The organism is Pseudomonas sp. RC4D1, assembly GCF_018390395.1.
Lineage (GTDB): Bacteria > Pseudomonadota > Gammaproteobacteria > Pseudomonadales > Pseudomonadaceae > Aquipseudomonas > Aquipseudomonas danubii.
The window spans coordinates 757,878-774,755 of sequence record NZ_JAHBAW010000003.1 but is presented as its reverse complement, the minus strand read 5'-3'; the positions used below and the strand labels follow the sequence as shown (position 1 = coordinate 774,755).

Below are 16,878 nucleotides of genomic sequence, written 5' to 3'. Positions count from 1 at the left end.
AGCGACGCCCAGAACAACACAGGCCCCAATTGCCTCTTCGTCCTGGTCGCCCGCTTCGCTGACAAGCCGGCGCCTGAAGGGTGCTGCCATCACCGACGCAGATAAGGCTGGGCGGTTGCCCGTTATCCCGATAACGTTCACGGCCCAACGGCTTTCATGGAAGACCCACTATGTCTCGCTCCACAGCAGCGGCCACGCCGCTGGCTGCCAAACCCTTCTCGCTGCTGCCGCTGATGGCCGCCTACATGGCCTGCACCATGTCGATGATGGCCTTCGTCTCGCTGATTGGCCCGATCTCCCGGGCCCTGCACCTGGAAACCTGGCATGCGGGCGCCGCCGTGACCGTTTCCGGGGTGATCTGGATGCTCCTGGCGCGCCCCTGGGGCCATGCCAGTGACCGCTTCGGGCGGCGTCGGGTACTGCTGCTGGGCACGGCCGGCTTCACCCTCGCCTACTGGGCCCTGTGCCTGTTCATCGACCTGTCGCTGCAGTCGCTGCCCAGCGTCGCCATGGCCTTTCTCGGCCTGATGCTTGGCCGCGGGCTGATCGGCGCCTTTTATGCGGCGATCCCGGTGGGCGGCTTCGCCCTGATCGCCGATAACGTCGAACCCCAGCACCGCGCCCGCGCCATGGCCACCCTGGGCGCCGCCAACGCCGTGGGCTTGGTGGTGGGTCCTGCGGTGGCCGCCTTGCTGGCCCGCTACAGCCTCAGTCTGCCGTTCTACGCCATGGCGGTGCTGCCGCTGTTGGCATTTGTGGTGCTGCGCTACCAGTTGCCGCGCCAGGAACTGCACCTGGCCCATGCCCCGACCCAGGTACGCCTGGGCGACCCAAGGCTGCGCCGGCCCATGGTGGTGGCCTTTGTCGCCATGCTCTGTGTGTCGATTGCCCAGATCACCGTCAGCTTCTATGCCCTGGACCGGCTGCGCATGAGTCCCGCCGATGCCGCCCAGACGGCCGGGGTGGCCCTGGCCATGGTCGGCGTGGCACTGATCTGCGCGCAGTTGGTGGTGCGCAAGCTGGAATGGCCGCCGCTGCGGATGATCCGCTACGGCGCCCTGCTGTCGGCGCTGGGCTATGCCGGCAGCATGCTGGTGGACAGTGCCTGGGGCCTGTGGCTGGCGTTCTTTGTCTCGGCGGCAGGCATGGGTGGGGTGTTTCCATCGTTCTCGGCCCTGGCGGCCAATGCCGTAGAGGCCTCGGAACAGGGCGCGACGGCTGGCAGCATCGGCGCGGCCCAGGGCCTGGGCGTGGTCATCGGCCCCATGGCCGGCAGCCTGATCTACGCCATCGAACCGCGCCTGCCCTACCTGCTGGCGGCGGTGTTGCTGGTACTGATCGCCATCTGGCCAACCCCCCGATCCCTGTAGCCGCTGCCGCAGGCTGCGAACGGCTCTGCAGGAAGCGTCGTTCTTCGGGGCGCTGAAGGTCCTGCGGACCTTTGCGCAGCCTCGCAGGCTCGGCAGCGGCTACAGGTGTTATCGCAGAGCTTTTGTAGCCGCTGCCGCAGGCTGCGAACGGCTCTGTAGAAGGCGTCGTTCCTGGGAGCGCTGAAGGTCCTGCGGACCTTTGCGCAGCCTCGCAGGCTCGGCAGCGGCTACAGGCTACAGCATGCGGTAGAGCAGGCGTTCGATGCGCACCCGGCTGACCCGACGCAGGAACTTGCCCACCGCCTCGGGGTAGTCCACCAGGCTGTCCAGGTACTGGAAGTGCTCGATGCGCCGGGTATGGCGGTAGATCTCGGCCTGTTCGGCACGACGCGCCTCCAGCAACTCGCCCTTGGGATCGTCCAGTAACAGGGCGTTCTCCAGGTCCAGGCGGAAGGCCCGGGGATTGAGGTTGTTGCCGGTAAGCAAGGTGTAGCGCTCATCCACCCACAGGCCCTTGAGGTGGTAGGTGTTGTCGCCGTCACGCCACAGGTGCAGGTTGAGCAGGCCGCTGTCGATGACTTTCTGGTGGCGCTTGGCAAAGCGTCGCAGGCTGATCTCGTACAGGTAAGGCAGGGCCGCGATGACCTTGAACGGCTCGCTGGGCGGGATATAGAAGTCGTTGGCGGTTTTGTCGCCGACAATGATGTCGATCTTCACCCCGCGCTCCAGGGCCCGATTGATTTCCCGGGTCACCACCAAGGGCAGGTTGAAATACGGGGTGCAGATGGTCAGTTGCTGGCGGGCCCCGGCGATCAGTTCGCAGATGATCCGGTTCAGCGGGTTGCCCTTGCCGACGCCGAGCAACGGACTGACCGACAGCCCGCTCTTGTCCAGGCCACCAGCGGTGGTGTCGTAGGTGGCGTGCTTGAGGCGACTGCGCAGGTCGCCGATGTCGTTACGCAGACTGCGGGTGGTCGGCAGGTTCGGCAGGTCCAGGCGATGTACCGCCCGCGACGCCACCAGGCCGTGCTGCACCAGATGGTGCATGGAGTCGGCCAGGGCGCGGTTGTGCAGCAGGTGGTAACGGTCGAAGCGGTACTTGTCGAACTTGTGCAGGTACACGTTGTTCAGGCTGGCGCCGCTGTAGAGCACGCAATCGTCGATCACGAAGCCCTTGAGGTGCAGGACCCCGAACAGCTCCCGGGTCTGCACCGGCACGCCGTAGATCGGCACTTCGGTGGCGTGGGTACGGGTCATTTCCTGATACCAGGCCGAGTTGCCCGGCTGCTTGCCGGCGCCGATCAGGCCGCGCTGGGCCCGCAGCCAGTCCACCACCACAAGCACCTCGAGTTCCGGGCGCGCAGCCTTGGCGGCATGCAAGGCATCGAGGATTTCCTGACCGGCCTCATCCTGCTGCAGGTACAGCGCGACGATATAGATGCGCCGCCGGGCCTGGGCAATTTGCTCCAGCAGAGTGCGACGAAATTGCGCAGCGCCAGTCAGAGTGGTGAAGGCTTCGGCAGCCAGGGGGAAGCTACGCAGTTTGGGCAGCAAGGAACGTTTGAAAAGCGACGGCATAGGGCTCGCAGTGGCTCAAATCCAAAGAGCGCAAGAGCTTACACCATGGAACAGGCTGAGTCCCCTGTCAGCCCGTTCTGAAGTAACCGGCTTGCTGGCGCAAAGCATCTTGAGTCTTGCACTGCCCTGGAAATTACCTTGGCCGGCAAGCCAGCACCTGTGAGAAAGACCGCTGAATATAAAAGCTTGAATAACAGGATTGACCAAGGAGAACGATCGTTCTACTCTTTGCGCCATGAACGAAATCACTCCCTCTGAAACACGCGACATCATCCTCGACGTCACCGAGAAGCTGATCTACAAGAGCGGCATTGCCGCCACTGGCATGGATCTGTTGGTGAAGACCGCCGGGGTCTCGAGAAAGAGCGTCTATCGCTATTTCAGCAACAAGGACGAACTGGTGGTGGCCGCCCTGGAACGTCGCGACCAGCGCTGGATGCACTGGTACAGGACTGAAGTGGGCAAGGCCGAAGGCTCTGCACAGCGGCTGCTGGCGCTGTTCAGCGTACTCAGGGACTGGTTCGGGTCCGAAGGTTTCCGCGGCTGCGCCTTTATCAACACCAGCGGCGAGACCGGCGATCCCCAGGACCCGGTGCGCCAGGTGGCCAAACAACATAAACAGAAACTGCTCGATTACGTGACCGAGCTTTGCCAGGAACATGGCGTGCAACATCCAAAGGAACTGGCAGCGCAACTGCTGATCCTGATCGATGGCGCCATTACCGTTGCCCTTGTCATGGGCGATCACAGTGCTGCTGATAATGCGCAATGCATGGCGCGAAAGTTATTGGACCTCTGATTGTTTTAAACAAGAGCAACTGCTTTGTTTGAACAGCAACTTTTATTGGAGACAAGTCATGTCGTCTAACGCTCAAGTGCGCCCGCCCCTTCCACCTTTCACTCGCGAGTCGGCGATTGAAAAGATCCGTCTGGCCGAAGATGGCTGGAACTCCCGGGACCCGGAACGGGTATCCCTGGCGTATACCCTGGACACCCAATGGCGCAACCGCGCCGAGTTTGCCCACAACCGCGAAGAGGCCAAGGCCTTCCTCGCCCGCAAATGGGCCAAGGAACTGGATTACCGCCTGATCAAGGAACTCTGGGCCTTTACCGACAACCGCATCGCCGTGCGCTACGCCTACGAATGGCATGACGACTCGGGCAACTGGTTCCGCTCCTACGGCAACGAGAACTGGGAGTTCGACGAACAAGGGCTGATGGCCCGGCGTTTTGCCTGCGTCAACGACATGCCGATCAAGGCAACCGAGCGCAAATTCCACTGGCCTCTGGGCCGGCGCCCGGATGACCATCCAGGCCTCAGCGACCTGGGCCTGTAACCCACCCGCCCCTGTAGGAGCTGGCTTGCCAGCGAAAGCGTCCTCAAGCCTTGCACAAGACCCAGGGGCCCTTTCGCCGGCAAACCGGCTCCTACAAGCAACCTCGCACAACACCTTCCCGTAGGAGCTGGCTTGCCAGCGAAGGCGTCTTCGAGGGCGATGCAAGGCTTGCGGGCCTCTTCGCCGGCAAGCAACACGCCATTCAAGCTGCGGCTTCTTGCTCCTTGAGCAGGGCCTGGGCTTCCAGCTCCCGCACCAACGGCAGTACGCGCTGGCCGAAATACTCAACCTCCTCCTGAAAATGCAGGAAGCCCGCCAGGACCAGATCCACCCCCACCGCCTTCAAGGCGACAATCCGCTGGGCAATCTGCTGCGGGGTGCCGATCAGGTTGGTCTTGAAGCCGTCGTTGTATTGCACCAGGTCCTCGAAGCTGGACTTGGCCCAGTTGCCCTCACCCTCCGGTGAGGCCTTGCCGGCCTGCTTGGCTGCATCGCCAAAGGCATTCACTGCCTCCGGATCGGCCTTGTCGATGATTTCCGCCAGCACCGCCCGGGCTTCTTCCTCGGTGTCCCGGGCGATCACAAAGGCATTCACCCCGACTTTCACCGAATGCTGGTTGGCGGCGGCCTTGGCACGAATATCGTCAACCTGGGCCTTGATGCCCTCCACGCTGTTGCCATTGGTGAAGTACCAGTCCGACACCCTCGCGGCCATGTCCCGGGCCGCCCGCGAACTGCCGCCCTGGAAGATTTCCGGTTGCCCCAGGGGCTTGGGTTTGAGGCTGTAATTGTCGAAGCGATAGAAGTCCCCCTTGAAGGTGAAGTGGTCCTGGCTCCAGATCCCGCGCAGGGACCGGATGAACTCCTCGGAACGGCGATAACGCTCATCGTGTTCGAGCCAGTGCTCGCCGATGGCCTGGAACTCGCCCTTGAACCAGCCGCTGACAATGTTTACCGCGATGCGGCCATTGGTCAGTTGATCGATGGTCGCCAGTTGCTTGGCCGCCAGGGCCGGTTGCCAGGGCCCGGGCAGGATCGCCGCGATCACTTTGAGCTTGTCGGTTGCCGCCAACAGCGCATGGCTGAAGGCCACCGACTCATGCTGGTATTCGGCGCCGTAACCGGCAGTGAAGCGGATCTGCGTCAGGGCATATTCAAAGCCCGCCGCTTCGGCGATCTGCGCCAGCTTGCGGTTGTAGTCGATGCCCCAGTGGGTGCGCTGTTCGATCTTGCTCACCACCAGCCCGCCACTGACGTTAGGCACCCAATACGCAAATTTGACGGCTTGCTGACTCATGGTTCGGTCCTCGGGACTGATTAAGGTGCAAGGACCAGAGCAGCAAGCGTGCCAGCGCCCGACAGCGCCAGCGCAAGCCTTGTTCCGGAGCCCGGGCAAGGCACAGGCCCGCGGCGCAGGACCAGGCCCGCAGCGGCTTGCCAGGGTTGCAGGGGCGACTTCGGTGCCCCCTGCAAGCGCCACTTGCAACAGCTGCGACAGGCCATCCAAAAAACCTGCAATCAACCGATTTGTTGATCAACTGTTGCCCGGACAACAGTTGCCGGAGGCTCGTCCCCGACCGCGCCCAGGCAAACCGGCACTGGGGATTCCGGCATGCTGTGTGCAATCAGCTTCGACACCTACTGTTTTTTACTGCCTGCCCCAGGAGCCACACCATGACCGAACATCAGGTAATCAATCCGCTGTCCGTAGGCGTCGACTACGAAGCCCTGGCCGAACGCTTCCGGCCAATCTTCCAGAAGATCGCCGCCGGTGCCGTGGAGCGCGAGCACAGCCGCACCTTGCCTTATGAACCTATCCAATGGCTCAAGGAGGCCGGCTTCGGCGCGCTGCGGGTGCCGGTGGAATACGGTGGTGGCGGCGCCTCCCTGCCCCAGCTGTTTCAACTGCTGATCGAGCTGGCCGAGGCCGATGCCAATGTGCCCCAGGCCCTGCGCGGGCACTTCGCCTTTGCCGAGGATCGCCTCAATGCGCCCCCTGGCCCGGCCCGGGACCTATGGTTCAAGCGTTTTGTCGAGGGCGATATCGTCGGCTGCGCCTGGACTGAAATCGGCGCGGTGGAGATTGGCCAAGTGATCACCAAGGTGACGCCGGACGGCGAAAAATGGCGCCTCAATGGCGAGAAGTTCTACAGCACCGGCAGCATTTTTTCCGACTGGATCGATGTCTACGCCCAGCGCAGCGATACCGGCGGCGATGTGATTGCCGCCGTAAGAACTCGCCAGAGCGGCATCCAGCAGAGCGATGACTGGGACGGTTTCGGCCAGCGCACCACCGGCAGTGGCACCTCGCGCTTTACCGACGCCGAAGTGGAGGCCGAGAACCTCATCGACTTCGCCACCCGCTTCAAATACCAGACCGCCTTCTATCAACTGGTGCTGCTGGCGACCCTGTCCGGGATCGGCCGCGCCGCGCTGCGCGATGTGGCTCACGAAGTGCGGTTGCGCAAACGCATCTACAGCCATGGCAACGCACCGCAGGTCAGCGCCGACGCCCAGGTGCAGCAGGTGGTGGGCGAGATTGCAGCCCTGGTGTATGCCGCCGAGGCGGCGACAGTACGGGCAGCGGCGCCGGCGCAACGAGCGTACCTGGCGCGCTTTGCCGGGGATCAGGTGAAGGAACGTGAAGCCAATGTGGCCGCGGAAATCGAATCGGCCACGGCCCAGGTGGTGGTGAGCGAACTGATCCAGCGCGCCACCAGCGAACTGTTCAATGCCCTGGGGGCTTCGGACATTCGCCAGGGCAAGGCCCTGGATCGGCATTGGCGCAATGCGCGGACCGTGTCGTCCCATAACCCGGTGATCTACAAGGCACGGATTGTCGGTGACTGGCGTATCAACGGCAGCGAACCGCCCTTTGTCTGGCAGATCGGCAACGGCCCGCAACGCTGACCCTTCCCTGCACCGTCCGTAGGAGCTGGCTTGCCAGCGAAGGCACCCTCCGGTGGTGCCACAAGGCTCAAGGGCCCATTCGCCGGCAAGCCGGCTCCTACGCTTTCCGGGCCATGCGCCGTCCGTAGGAGCTGGCTTGCCAGTGAGGGCGTCCTCCGATCGTGCGCAAGACTCAGGGGCTCACTCGCCGGTAAGCCGGCGCCTGGGATAGGGGTATCAGACCAAGGTCGAGGCGGTCGCGCAGCGGGCGGAGTTGCAGGTAAGATGGCGGTCTTGCGCGCAGCCCCCTTTGCGCTTCCCGCCGAACAATAAGCCGAATCCATGCCCTTCGAACTCAGCGTAGACCTGACCACCCTCGCCATTCTCGCCCTCGTAGCATTCATCGCCGGTTTCATCGACGCCATCGCTGGCGGCGGCGGGCTGCTCACCACGCCGGCCCTGCTGACGGCCGGGCTGCCGCCGCACTTGGTCCTGGGCACCAACAAGCTCAGTTCGACCTTCGGTTCCGCCACCGCCAGCTTCACCTTCTATCGCCGCAAGCTGTTCCACCCCCGGCAATGGACCCACGCCATTGTCGGCACCCTGGTGGGGGCGCTGACCGGGGCCATCGTCGCCCATTACCTGCCGGCCGAGTGGCTGAACAAGATGCTGCCGGTGATCGTCTTCGCCTGTGGCCTGTACCTGCTGTTCGGCGGCACCCCCAAGGCGCCGCTGGACAGCGACGCACCGATCAAGAAGAAGTGGCAATCGAGCCAGGGCTTCAGCCTGGGCTTCTATGACGGCGTGGCCGGGCCCGGCACCGGGGCGTTCTGGACCGTGAGCAGCCTGCTGCTGTACCCCATCGACCTGGTCAAGGCCAGCGGCGTGGCCCGCAGCATGAACTTCGTCAGCAACATCGCGGCGCTGTCGGTGTTCGTGTTCTCCGGGCAGGTGGACTGGATCATCGGCCTGTGCATGGGCCTGTCGGTGATGGTCGGGGCGTTCTTCGGCGCACGCACCGCCATCAGCGGTGGTGCCAAGTTCATTCGCCCGGTGTTCATCACCGTGGTCCTGGGGTTGACCGTGCGCCTAGCCTGGCAGCACTGGTTCAGCGTGGCCTAGACGGCGCGCCACATAGAGGTCGATCAGGTAGCGGGCAATCGAGCGCGAGGCCGGCAACGGCGGCAGCGCGTGCACGTTGAACCACTGGGCATCCTCGATCTCGTCTTCCTGGGGGATGATCTCGCCAGCGGCGTATTCGGCATGGAAGCCCAGCATCATCGAATGCGGGAACGGCCAGCACTGACTGCCCACGTACTGGATGTTCCTGACCTCGATGCTCACCTCCTCCCGCACCTCGCGGATCAGGCAATCCTCCGCCGACTCGCCGGGCTCGGCAAAGCCGGCCAGGGTGCTGTAGACACCCGTAACGAAACGCGGAGAACGGGCCAGAAGAATCTCGTCGCCCCGGGTGATCAGCACGATCATGCTCGGTGAAATGCGCGGATAGGCCCGCAGATCGCAGGGCTCGCAATACATTGCCCGCTCCCCCGGCACTTGCCGCGTGGCTCGGCCGCAACTGCCGCAAAAGCGATGCTCCCGGGCCCAGGTGCCGATCTGTGCGGCGTAGCCCAGGACCTTGTACAGGGTGTGATCGCCCTCCAGCATGAAGGCTCGCAGGCTTTTCCAGCGACAGCCCGGCACCTCGGTGCGGCCACTGAGTTCCAGCAGGTACACCGGCTCGCCATCGAGGTGGCCGATGCCGTGTTCCGCCAGCAGCGGCAGGTCCTGGCCCTTGAGCCAGTGCCGCGGGAACAGCGCGCCGTTGTCGTCATGGAGAAAGCCTTCCGGGCCGCGGGCCACGGCCCAGCCGCCAGGAAGGTCGGTGTCGAGTACTGCGGTGGTCCAGCGTGCAATCATCGTCAATCAATCCAGAAATTCGGGTTTCTGTTTGCTCATGTGGGCGGCAATGGCCACACGCAAGTCGTTGGACTGCAACATGGCGGCGTTCCAGGTGGCGACATATTCCAGGCCGTCATCGATCCGGTGGTCACGCATGTAGCTGAGCATTTCCTTGGTGCCGCTGACCGCGATCGGCGATTTGGCGGCAATCTCCCGGGCAATCTCCATGACCCCGTCCAGCAGGCTGGCGGCATCGCTGTAGGTGCGGTTGACCAGGCCGATGCTGCGCGCTTCCTCGGCACCGAAGGTGCGCCCAGTGTAGGCCAGCTCGCGCAGCATGCCGTCGCCGATGATACGTGGCAAACGTTGCAATGTGCCGACATCCGCCGCCATGCCGATATCGATTTCCTTGATGGAGAACTGGGCATCGTCAGCGGCATAGCGCATGTCGCAGGCGCTGATCAGGTCGATGGCGCCCCCGAGGCAATAGCCCTGGATCGCCGCCAGCACCGGCTTGCGGCAGTTGTCCACGGCGGTGAAGGAGGATTGCAACTGGAGAATCTTGCGCCTTAGCAGACGGGCATTGCGGCCCACGTCCTTGCCCAGTTCGTTGGCCACGCCAGCCAGCAGCATCAGGTCTATACCTGAGGAAAAATGCTTGCCGGCGCCACTGAGCACCACCACCCGCACCGCATCGGTGTCATCGATCCAGCGGAAGATCTCGACGATCTCGCTCCAGAACGCGGCGTTCATGGCATTGATCTTTTCCGGCCGATTGATCTGCACATGGGCGATGTTGTCAGCGAGTTCGACGCGAAAGGCTTGGTATTCGGACATGGCAGTGATCCTTTACTGGGCGGAAAATGAGGGCCGAACTATAGCAAGTGGTGGCGCCGCCCCGTAAGGCAGCGCATTGGCCAAAAACGGGACTGGCCGCAGGCTGGCGCGCGCCCTTGAAGGCACGCCGGTTTGTGTAGCCGCTGCCGCAGGCTGCGAACGGGCCCTGAGGGCACGCTGGAGCAGACGCCGCGTTGTTCCAGCTTTGCGCCGACTGCGTCGACGATCGCAGCCTCGCAGGCTCGGCAGCGGCGACAAGGCCGTGGGCGCCGTTCAGCGGGTGGTCGGGGGCGGCAGGCTCAGGCGAAAACGCGCGCCACCCAGGGGCGAGGCTTCCACGGTCAGGGTGCCGTCCTGGGCTTCCAGGGCCCGGCGGCTGATGGCCAGGCCCAGGCCGAATCCGCCGGTGGCGCGGTCGCGGCTGCGGTCCAGGCGGTAGAAGGGTTCGAATACCCGCTCGCGCTCGTCGTCAGGAATGCCGATGCCGTCGTCGTCGACCCAGATTTCACACCCCTCGTCGCTGACCAGAACGCCCACCTGGATGCGTTTCTCACAGTAACGGGTGGCATTGCGCAGCAGGTTCTGCAGGGCCCGGGCAGTCAGCCGCGGGTCCAGGGTGAAACGCTCCAGGGTGCCGTGCAGCAGGACATCGATGACGATGTCCGATTCCAGTTCATCGTCAACGCTGCCGAGGATGCTGTCGATGAACTCGTCCAGCGACACCTCGACCTGCTCCGGCAGGCAGGCCGGATTCTGCAGGCGGCTGTAGGACAGCAGCTCCAGCACCAGTTCATCCAGTTCACGAATATGCGCCACCAACCCTTGCAGACGCTCGCGGCTGGCGGCAGGCAGATCGTCGGAGAGCACCAGGGCCAGGCCGAAATCCAGTCGGGTCAAAGGCGTGCGCAACTCGTGGGACACCGCATTGAGCAAGTCCCGCTGCTGGTTCAGGAGTTGCTCGATGTCCCCGGCCATGGTGTCGAAGACATGGGCCAGGCTGCCGATGTTGGAGCTGCCGGGCAGTTGCGTGCGTTCACTCAAGTGGCCCTTGCCGAAGCGCTCGGCGGTGCGCTTCAAGCGCTCCAGATCGCGCCAGTGGGGCCTGACCCAAAGCAGCAGGCAGGCCAGCAGCACCGCGACGATCAGCACGTTGATGCTCCAGTACAGCAGGTTGACGTCCAGAGGGTCCGGCGGCACCACCAGCTTCACCGCCAGCTGGTCATCCAGCGGCGACACTGCCAGTGTGCGCCAGCCCCAGTCTCCCAGGCGCACGACCTTCTCGCCGCGTTCCAGGCGCTCACGTTCGTAAAGGCTGAAGTCCGCATCGTCGATGCGCACAAGAGCCACCTGCAGCGGGTGGAACTCCTCGTCCATTTCCTCGGCCAGGGTCGGCCACTGGGACGCAGGCATGGCGCGAAACTGCTTGACGATCAAGCTCTGCAGCCCGCGGGACTGATCCAGGTTGTAGTCCAGGAAACGCTCGTGGAAGACCTTGATCACCAGGTCGGGAATCAGGTAGATCGCTGCGCTGAAGGCGACGATGGTGATCAGGTACAGCCGGATCAGGATGCGCAGCATGGACTCAGCATTCCCACTCGGAACGGCTGAACAGATAGCCCTTGCCCCAGACGGTCTTGATCTTGCGCGCCTCGCCGGCATGGTCGTCGAACTTGCGTCGCAACTTGGAGATGGCCACGTCCACCGAGCGATCGGTGCCGTTGAACTCGATGCCCCGCAACCGCTGGAGGATCTGGTCGCGACTGAGCACTTCACCGGCGTGCCGGGCCAGCACCACCAGCAGGTTGTACTCACCGCTGGACAGTTCCACCAACTGCTCGCGCCAGGTCACGGTGCGCTCGGAGAGGTCGATGCACAGGTTGCCCATGAGGATCTGGTCGCTGGCGGTCTGCGGCTCACTCAGACTGCTGCGGCGCAACAAGGTACGCACCCGTGCCAACAGCACTCGCGGTTCGCAAGGTTTTGTCACATAGTCGTCGGCGCCCATTTCCAGCCCCAGGACCTGATCATGGCTATCATCGCGCGCGGTCAGCATCAGGATCGGCAAAGTCGCCGAGTCGGCGCGCAACAAACGGCAGACCTGCAAACCGTCCAGCCCCGGCAACATCAGGTCGAGGATCACCAGGTCCGGCGGATTGCTCTTGGCCCGCTCCCGCACCTGATCGCCACGACTGATCACACTGACCTGATAGCCGTTGCGCTCCAGATAACTGGCAATCAGTTCCGAGAGGGCGGAGTCGTCTTCGACGAGAAGAATATTGGGCATGAGCTGAGGTCTTTATTGAAGAAATACAGAGTACCGGCGTTTCTTATAGAGCACCGGCTACAACCAGCGAGGCGCCAAGGATATACAACAGCGGCAGCCCGGGCGCGCCTGCTTCACACTTTTTCACACAGCACCTACACAGCTTCACAGCGGGCCTTGACTCATGCCCTTAGCATGCCGAGGTCATTATTGGGGTATCAGCATGTCGAATAAACTCTTCGCGCCACTCTGCCTGTTGGTTCTGGCAGGGGCGCTGAGCGCCTGCGGCCAAACCGAGGGCGAACAGACACCACCGACCGCCACGGTGCGGATCGAGACGATCCAGAGCCAGGCCCTGTCCATCACCAGCGAACTGAGCGGGCGCATCGCCGCACCGCGGATCGCCGAAGTCCGTGCCCGGGTGGCCGGGGTGGTGCTGCAACGGACCTTCCGCGAGGGTTCCGACGTCAAGCAGGGTGACGTGCTGTTCCGCATTGACCCTGCGCCCTTCCAGGCCGACCTGGACAGCGCCCGGGCCAACCTGCGCAAGGCCGAGGCCAGTGCCTTCCAGGCGCGCCTGCAGGAACAACGCTTTGCCAAGCTGATCGCCGACCAGGCCATCAGCGGCCAGGAATACGACAACGCCCGGGCGACCCGGCGCCAGGCCGATGCCGAAGTCGCGGCCAATCAGGCCGCAGTCAAACGTGCCAGGCTCAATCTGGATTTCGCCACCGTTACCGCGCCGATTTCCGGTCGCGTCGGCCGCGCCCTGGTGACCGAAGGCGCCCTGGTGGGCCAGAACGAAACCACGCCTCTGGCGCTGATCCAGCAACTGGACCCGATCCACGCCGACCTGACCCAATCCACCCGTGAGCTCAATGAACTGCGCCGGGCCTTGCGGGCCGGGCAGTTGCAACAGGTGGGCAAGGACCAGGCCAAGGCCACCCTGATCCAGGACGACGGCAGCCTCTATCCGTTGCCGGGCAAACTGCTGTTCGCCGACATCAGCGTCGACCCGAGCACCGGGCAGATCATCCTGCGTAGCGAGTTCCCCAACCCGGACCTCGATCTGTTGCCCGGCAGCTTCGTGCGCGTGCGCCTGGAGCAGGCCGTCAACCAGCAGGGCATCAGCGTGCCGCAACGGGCCATCCAGCGTGACAGCGCCGGCGTCGCCCAGGTGTTGCTGGTGAATGCCGAAAACCGTGTGGTGCAACACCCGGTGCAACTGGGCGGGGTACAGAAAGACCGCTGGATCGTCACCGAAGGGCTCAAGCCCGGTGACCGCATCATTGTCGAAGGCTTGCAGCACGCCCGTCCCGGCGAGCTGGTGCAGATCGACGACACGCCCCTTCCGCTCGCTCAGAATCCTGGCCAGTAGGTAGTACGACATGCCGCAATTCTTTATTGACCGCCCGGTATTCGCCTGGGTGGTCGCCTTCTTCATCCTGTTGGGTGGCGCCCTGGCGATTCCCCAACTGCCGGTGGCGCAGTACCCCACCGTGGCACCGCCGCAGATCGAGATCTACGCGGCCTATCCGGGTGCCTCGGCGCAGACCCTGGACGAGTCGGTGGTCAGCCTGATCGAGCAGGAGCTCAACGGTGCCGACCACCTGCTGTACTTCTCCTCCCAGAGCAGCCTGGGCAGCGCCACCATCACTGCCACCTTCCAGCCCGGCACCAACCCGGAGCTGGCCCAGGTGGACGTGCAGAACCGCCTCAAGGCGGTGGAGCCGCGCCTGCCCCAGGCCGTGACCCAGCAAGGCCTGCAGGTGGAGAAAGTCTCCGCCGGCTTCCTGTTGCTGATCACCCTGACCTCCAATGACGGGCGCCTCAACGATGTGGCCCTCAGCGACTACCTGGCGCGCAACGTGATGAACGAGATCCGCCGCGTGGACGGGGTTGGCAAGGCCCAGCTGTACGGCGCCGAGCGAGCCATGCGCATCTGGCTCGACCCGCAGAAGCTGATCGGTTTCAACCTGACCCCGGCGGACGTCAATGCCGCCATCAGCGCGCAAAACGCCCAGGTGCCGGCAGGCAGCATCGGCGATCTGCCCAACCCGTCGAGCCAGGAAATCACCGCCACCATCCTGGTCAAGGGCCAGCTGAGCACGCCGGAAGAGTTCGCCGACATTGTCCTGCGGGCCAATCCCGATGGCTCCACGGTGCGCATCGGCGATGTGGCGCGGGTGGAAGTCGGCAGCCAGGAATACCAGTTCGGCACACGCCTGAACGGCAAGCCCTCCACCGCTGTTGGCGTGCAGCTGTCCCCCGGGGCCAACGCGCTGAATACCGCGACCCTGATCCGCGCCAAGATGGACGAACTGTCACGCTACTTCCCCACCGGCGTGGAATACAAGATCCCCTATGACACCTCGCCCTTCGTCAAGGTCTCGATCACCAAAGTGATCTACACCCTGATGGAAGCCATGGCCCTGGTGTTCCTGGTGATGTTCCTGTTCCTGCAGAACATCCGCTACACCCTGATCCCGACCCTGGTGGTGCCGGTGGCGCTGATGGGCACCTTCGCCACCATGCTGGCCCTGGGGTTCTCCATCAACGTGCTGACCATGTTCGGCATGGTGCTGGCCATCGGCATCCTGGTGGACGATGCCATCGTGGTGGTGGAGAACGTCGAGCGGATCATGGCCACCGAGGGCCTGTCGCCCAAGGAGGCCACGCGCAAGGCCATGAAGCAGATCACCGGGGCCATCATCGGCATCACCCTGGTGCTGGTCGCCGTGTTCATTCCCATGGCCTTCATGCCGGGTTCGGTGGGGGTGATCTACCAGCAGTTCTCCCTGTCCATGGCCACCTCGATCCTGTTCTCGGCCTTCCTCGCCCTGACCCTGACCCCGGCCCTGTGCGCCACCCTGCTCAAGCCCATTGCCAAGGGCGAACACCATGAACGCAGCGGTTTCTTCGGCTGGTTCAACCGGCGTTTCGAAAGCCTGAGCAACCGCTACGAGGGCGGCGTGAGCTATGCCCTCAAGCGCACCGGTCGCTACTTGCTGATCTACGTCGCGCTGCTGGCGATCATGGCGCTGCTGTTCAGCCGCCTGCCCTCCTCGTTCCTCCCGGTGGAAGACCAGGGCTACACCATCACCGACATCCAGCTGCCGCCCGGGGCCAGCCAGAACCGCACGATCAAGGTGGTGGAACAGATCGAGGCGCATAACGCCGGCGAACCGGGGGTGGGCGACAGCACCATCATCCTCGGCTTCAGCTTCTCCGGGAGCGGACAGAACGCGGCCCTAGCCTTCACCACCCTCAAGGACTGGTCGCAACGGGGCAGCGACGACTCGGCCATGGCCATTGCCGACCGCGCCAACGGCGCCCTGAGTGCGATCAAGGACGCCGTGGTGTACGCCGTACTGCCGCCGCCGATCGACGGCCTGGGCACCTCCAGTGGCTTCGAATTCCGTCTGCAGGACCGTGGCGGCGTCGGCCACGCCGCGCTGATGCAGGCCCGGACCGAGCTGCTGGCTGCCACGGAAAAGAGCCCGATCCTGGCCAACGTCCGCGAGAGCGCCCTGGCCGAAGCGCCCCAGGTGCAACTGGAAGTCGACCGCAAGCAGGCCAACGCCCTGGGCGTGTCCTTCGCCGATATCGGCAACCTGCTGTCCACGGCCCTGGGCTCGGCCTATATCAACGACTTCCCCAACCAGGGACGCATGCAGCGGGTGGTGGTCCAGGCCGAAGGCGATCAACGCAGCCAGGTCGAGGACCTGCTGCGGATGAACGTGCGCAACAGCGCCGGCAAGATGGTGCCGCTGTCTGCTTTCGTCCGCGCCACCTGGACCCTGGGGCCGGCCCAGCTGACCCGCTACAACGGCTACCCGGCGATTGCCATTTCCGGCGAACCGGCTCCGGGCCACAGCACCGGTGAAGCCATGCAGGAAGTCGAGCGACTGGTGAGCCAGTTGCCCGCCGGCCTGGGCCTGGAGTGGACCGGTCTGTCGCTGCAGGAACGCCTCTCGGGCAGTCAGGCGCCGCTGTTGCTGGGCCTGTCGCTGCTGATCGTGTTCCTGTGCCTGGCGGCGCTCTACGAGAGCTGGTCGATTCCGACCTCGGTGCTGCTGGTGGTGCCCCTGGGGGTGCTGGGTGCGGTGCTGGCGGTGAGCTTGCGCGGGATGCCCAACGACGTGTTCTTCAAGGTCGGCCTGATCACCATCATCGGCCTGTCGGCGAAGAACGCGATCCTGATCATCGAGTTCGCCAAGAGCCTGTACGACGAAGGCCACGACCTGATCGACGCCACGGTGCAGGCAGCACGCCTGCGTCTGCGGCCGATCGTCATGACGTCCCTGGCCTTCATCCTCGGCGTGGTGCCCCTGGCCATTGCCACCGGCGCCAGTTCCGCCAGCCAGCAGGCCATCGGCACCGGGGTGATCGGCGGCATGATCACCGCGACCCTGGCGGTGATCTTCGTCCCGGTGTTCTTCGTGGTGGTCATGAAACTGGTAAAACGCGGTTCGTCCAAGGACTGAACCCAGACAAACGGGTCCCGATTCCGGGACCCGTTCCTTCCTTGATTGCCACGCTCAATCCAACCTCGAACGTCAGTCCTGCAACAGGCTGGTCAAACGCTCGCGAGAGGTCTCTGGCTCGCCTTCCACAGGCTGGGCAGAAGACAGGATGGGGGTGGAATAGAGCAACAGCAGAACCACAGCCAGACGCGTCAGCATGCTTTCGATCCTTGCTC

14 protein-coding genes are annotated in these 16,878 nt (G+C 64.1%); 7 read left to right on the top strand and 7 right to left on the bottom strand.

Annotated elements, in window-relative coordinates; genetic code table 11:
• Positions 1 to 170: 170 nt before the first annotated feature.
• Complete coding sequence (locus tag KHO49_RS28515) at positions 171 to 1,370, top strand: MFS transporter (RefSeq protein ID WP_213666285.1); 1,200 nt, start codon at positions 171 to 173, stop codon at positions 1,368 to 1,370.
• Between the two features lie 234 nt (positions 1,371 to 1,604).
• Here the strand turns inward: KHO49_RS28515 and pssA are convergent, their stop codons facing one another.
• Complete coding sequence (pssA, locus tag KHO49_RS28510) at positions 1,605 to 2,948, bottom strand: CDP-diacylglycerol--serine O-phosphatidyltransferase (RefSeq protein WP_102865196.1); 1,344 nt, start codon at positions 2,946 to 2,948, stop codon at positions 1,605 to 1,607.
• Positions 2,949 to 3,183: 235 nt separating this feature from the next.
• Here pssA and KHO49_RS28505 point away from each other — a divergent pair, with 235 nt between their 5' ends.
• Complete coding sequence (locus KHO49_RS28505) at positions 3,184 to 3,747, top strand: TetR/AcrR family transcriptional regulator (RefSeq protein ID WP_102865197.1); 564 nt, start codon at positions 3,184 to 3,186, stop codon at positions 3,745 to 3,747.
• Positions 3,748 to 3,805: 58 nt separating this feature from the next.
• Entirely contained in the window at positions 3,806 to 4,285 is a 480-nt protein-coding gene (locus KHO49_RS28500) for a nuclear transport factor 2 family protein (RefSeq protein ID WP_016965720.1), read from the top strand.
• Positions 4,286 to 4,487: 202 nt separating this feature from the next.
• Here the strand turns inward: KHO49_RS28500 and sfnG are convergent, their stop codons facing one another.
• Positions 4,488 to 5,582: a dimethylsulfone monooxygenase SfnG gene (gene sfnG / locus KHO49_RS28495; RefSeq protein WP_102865199.1), complete on the bottom strand. Its 1,095-nt coding sequence runs from the start codon at positions 5,580 to 5,582 to the stop codon at positions 4,488 to 4,490.
• A 377-nt stretch (positions 5,583 to 5,959) separates the two neighbouring features.
• On the opposite strand from sfnG, the gene KHO49_RS28490 reads away from it, so the two are divergent.
• Positions 5,960 to 7,195 (top strand): acyl-CoA dehydrogenase family protein, encoded by a 1,236-nt coding sequence (locus tag KHO49_RS28490; RefSeq protein WP_110595575.1) that lies wholly within the window; start codon positions 5,960 to 5,962, stop codon positions 7,193 to 7,195.
• A gap of 321 nt (positions 7,196 to 7,516) precedes the next feature.
• Positions 7,517 to 8,296 (top strand): TSUP family transporter, encoded by a 780-nt coding sequence (locus KHO49_RS28485; protein WP_011061548.1) that lies wholly within the window; start codon positions 7,517 to 7,519, stop codon positions 8,294 to 8,296.
• Here the strand turns inward: KHO49_RS28485 and nudC are convergent.
• The 4 genes from nudC to KHO49_RS28465 form a co-directional block, all read right to left on the bottom strand.
• Entirely contained in the window at positions 8,264 to 9,094 is an 831-nt protein-coding gene (gene nudC, locus KHO49_RS28480; RefSeq protein ID WP_213666284.1) for an NAD(+) diphosphatase, read from the bottom strand. The two genes, KHO49_RS28485 and nudC, sit on opposite strands and share 33 nt — an antisense overlap.
• Before the next feature lie 6 nt (positions 9,095 to 9,100).
• Positions 9,101 to 9,913 (bottom strand): crotonase/enoyl-CoA hydratase family protein, encoded by an 813-nt coding sequence (locus KHO49_RS28475; protein ID WP_102865202.1) that lies wholly within the window; start codon positions 9,911 to 9,913, stop codon positions 9,101 to 9,103.
• Positions 9,914 to 10,186: 273 nt separating this feature from the next.
• Complete coding sequence (locus KHO49_RS28470) at positions 10,187 to 11,491, bottom strand: ATP-binding protein (protein WP_102879609.1); 1,305 nt, start codon at positions 11,489 to 11,491, stop codon at positions 10,187 to 10,189.
• A 4-nt stretch (positions 11,492 to 11,495) separates the two neighbouring features.
• Positions 11,496 to 12,197 carry a response regulator gene (locus tag KHO49_RS28465; RefSeq protein WP_102879610.1) on the bottom strand — a complete coding sequence of 234 codons (702 nt, stop codon included), beginning with the start codon at positions 12,195 to 12,197 and terminating at the stop codon, positions 11,496 to 11,498.
• Between the two features lie 202 nt (positions 12,198 to 12,399).
• On the opposite strand from KHO49_RS28465, the gene KHO49_RS28460 reads away from it, so the two are divergent.
• Both KHO49_RS28460 and KHO49_RS28455 read left to right on the top strand, forming a co-directional pair.
• On the top strand, positions 12,400 to 13,554 hold the full coding sequence (locus KHO49_RS28460; RefSeq protein ID WP_102879611.1) for an efflux RND transporter periplasmic adaptor subunit: 1,155 nt from the start codon (positions 12,400 to 12,402) through the stop codon (positions 13,552 to 13,554).
• A 10-nt stretch (positions 13,555 to 13,564) separates the two neighbouring features.
• Entirely contained in the window at positions 13,565 to 16,663 is a 3,099-nt protein-coding gene (locus KHO49_RS28455; protein ID WP_102879612.1) for an efflux RND transporter permease subunit, read from the top strand.
• Between the two features lie 72 nt (positions 16,664 to 16,735).
• On the opposite strand, the gene KHO49_RS31335 is transcribed toward KHO49_RS28455, so the two are convergent.
• Positions 16,736 to 16,861: a hypothetical protein gene (locus KHO49_RS31335; RefSeq protein WP_016965043.1), complete on the bottom strand. Its 126-nt coding sequence runs from the start codon at positions 16,859 to 16,861 to the stop codon at positions 16,736 to 16,738.
• Positions 16,862 to 16,878 lie beyond the last annotated feature (17 nt).

Bases quoted from the DNA above. Each gene is read 5' to 3' on its own strand.
- KHO49_RS28475 (WP_102865202.1), bottom strand. From the start codon at position 9,913: ATGTCCGAATACCAAGCCTTTCGCGTCGAACTCGCTGACAACATCGCC.
- KHO49_RS31335 (WP_016965043.1), bottom strand. From the start codon at position 16,861: ATGCTGACGCGTCTGGCTGTGGTTCTGCTGTTGCTCTATTCCACCCCC.
- KHO49_RS28505 (WP_102865197.1), top strand. From the start codon at position 3,184: ATGAACGAAATCACTCCCTCTGAAACACGCGACATCATCCTCGACGTC.
- KHO49_RS28485 (WP_011061548.1), top strand. From the start codon at position 7,517: ATGCCCTTCGAACTCAGCGTAGACCTGACCACCCTCGCCATTCTCGCC.
- KHO49_RS28500 (WP_016965720.1), top strand. From the start codon at position 3,806: ATGTCGTCTAACGCTCAAGTGCGCCCGCCCCTTCCACCTTTCACTCGC.
- pssA (WP_102865196.1), bottom strand. From the start codon at position 2,948: ATGCCGTCGCTTTTCAAACGTTCCTTGCTGCCCAAACTGCGTAGCTTC.
- nudC (WP_213666284.1), bottom strand. From the start codon at position 9,094: ATGATTGCACGCTGGACCACCGCAGTACTCGACACCGACCTTCCTGGC.
- KHO49_RS28455 (WP_102879612.1), top strand. From the start codon at position 13,565: ATGCCGCAATTCTTTATTGACCGCCCGGTATTCGCCTGGGTGGTCGCC.
- KHO49_RS28515 (WP_213666285.1), top strand. From the start codon at position 171: ATGTCTCGCTCCACAGCAGCGGCCACGCCGCTGGCTGCCAAACCCTTC.
- KHO49_RS28490 (WP_110595575.1), top strand. From the start codon at position 5,960: ATGACCGAACATCAGGTAATCAATCCGCTGTCCGTAGGCGTCGACTAC.
- sfnG (WP_102865199.1), bottom strand. From the start codon at position 5,582: ATGAGTCAGCAAGCCGTCAAATTTGCGTATTGGGTGCCTAACGTCAGT.
- KHO49_RS28465 (WP_102879610.1), bottom strand. From the start codon at position 12,197: ATGCCCAATATTCTTCTCGTCGAAGACGACTCCGCCCTCTCGGAACTG.
- KHO49_RS28460 (WP_102879611.1), top strand. From the start codon at position 12,400: ATGTCGAATAAACTCTTCGCGCCACTCTGCCTGTTGGTTCTGGCAGGG.
- KHO49_RS28470 (WP_102879609.1), bottom strand. From the start codon at position 11,491: ATGCTGCGCATCCTGATCCGGCTGTACCTGATCACCATCGTCGCCTTC.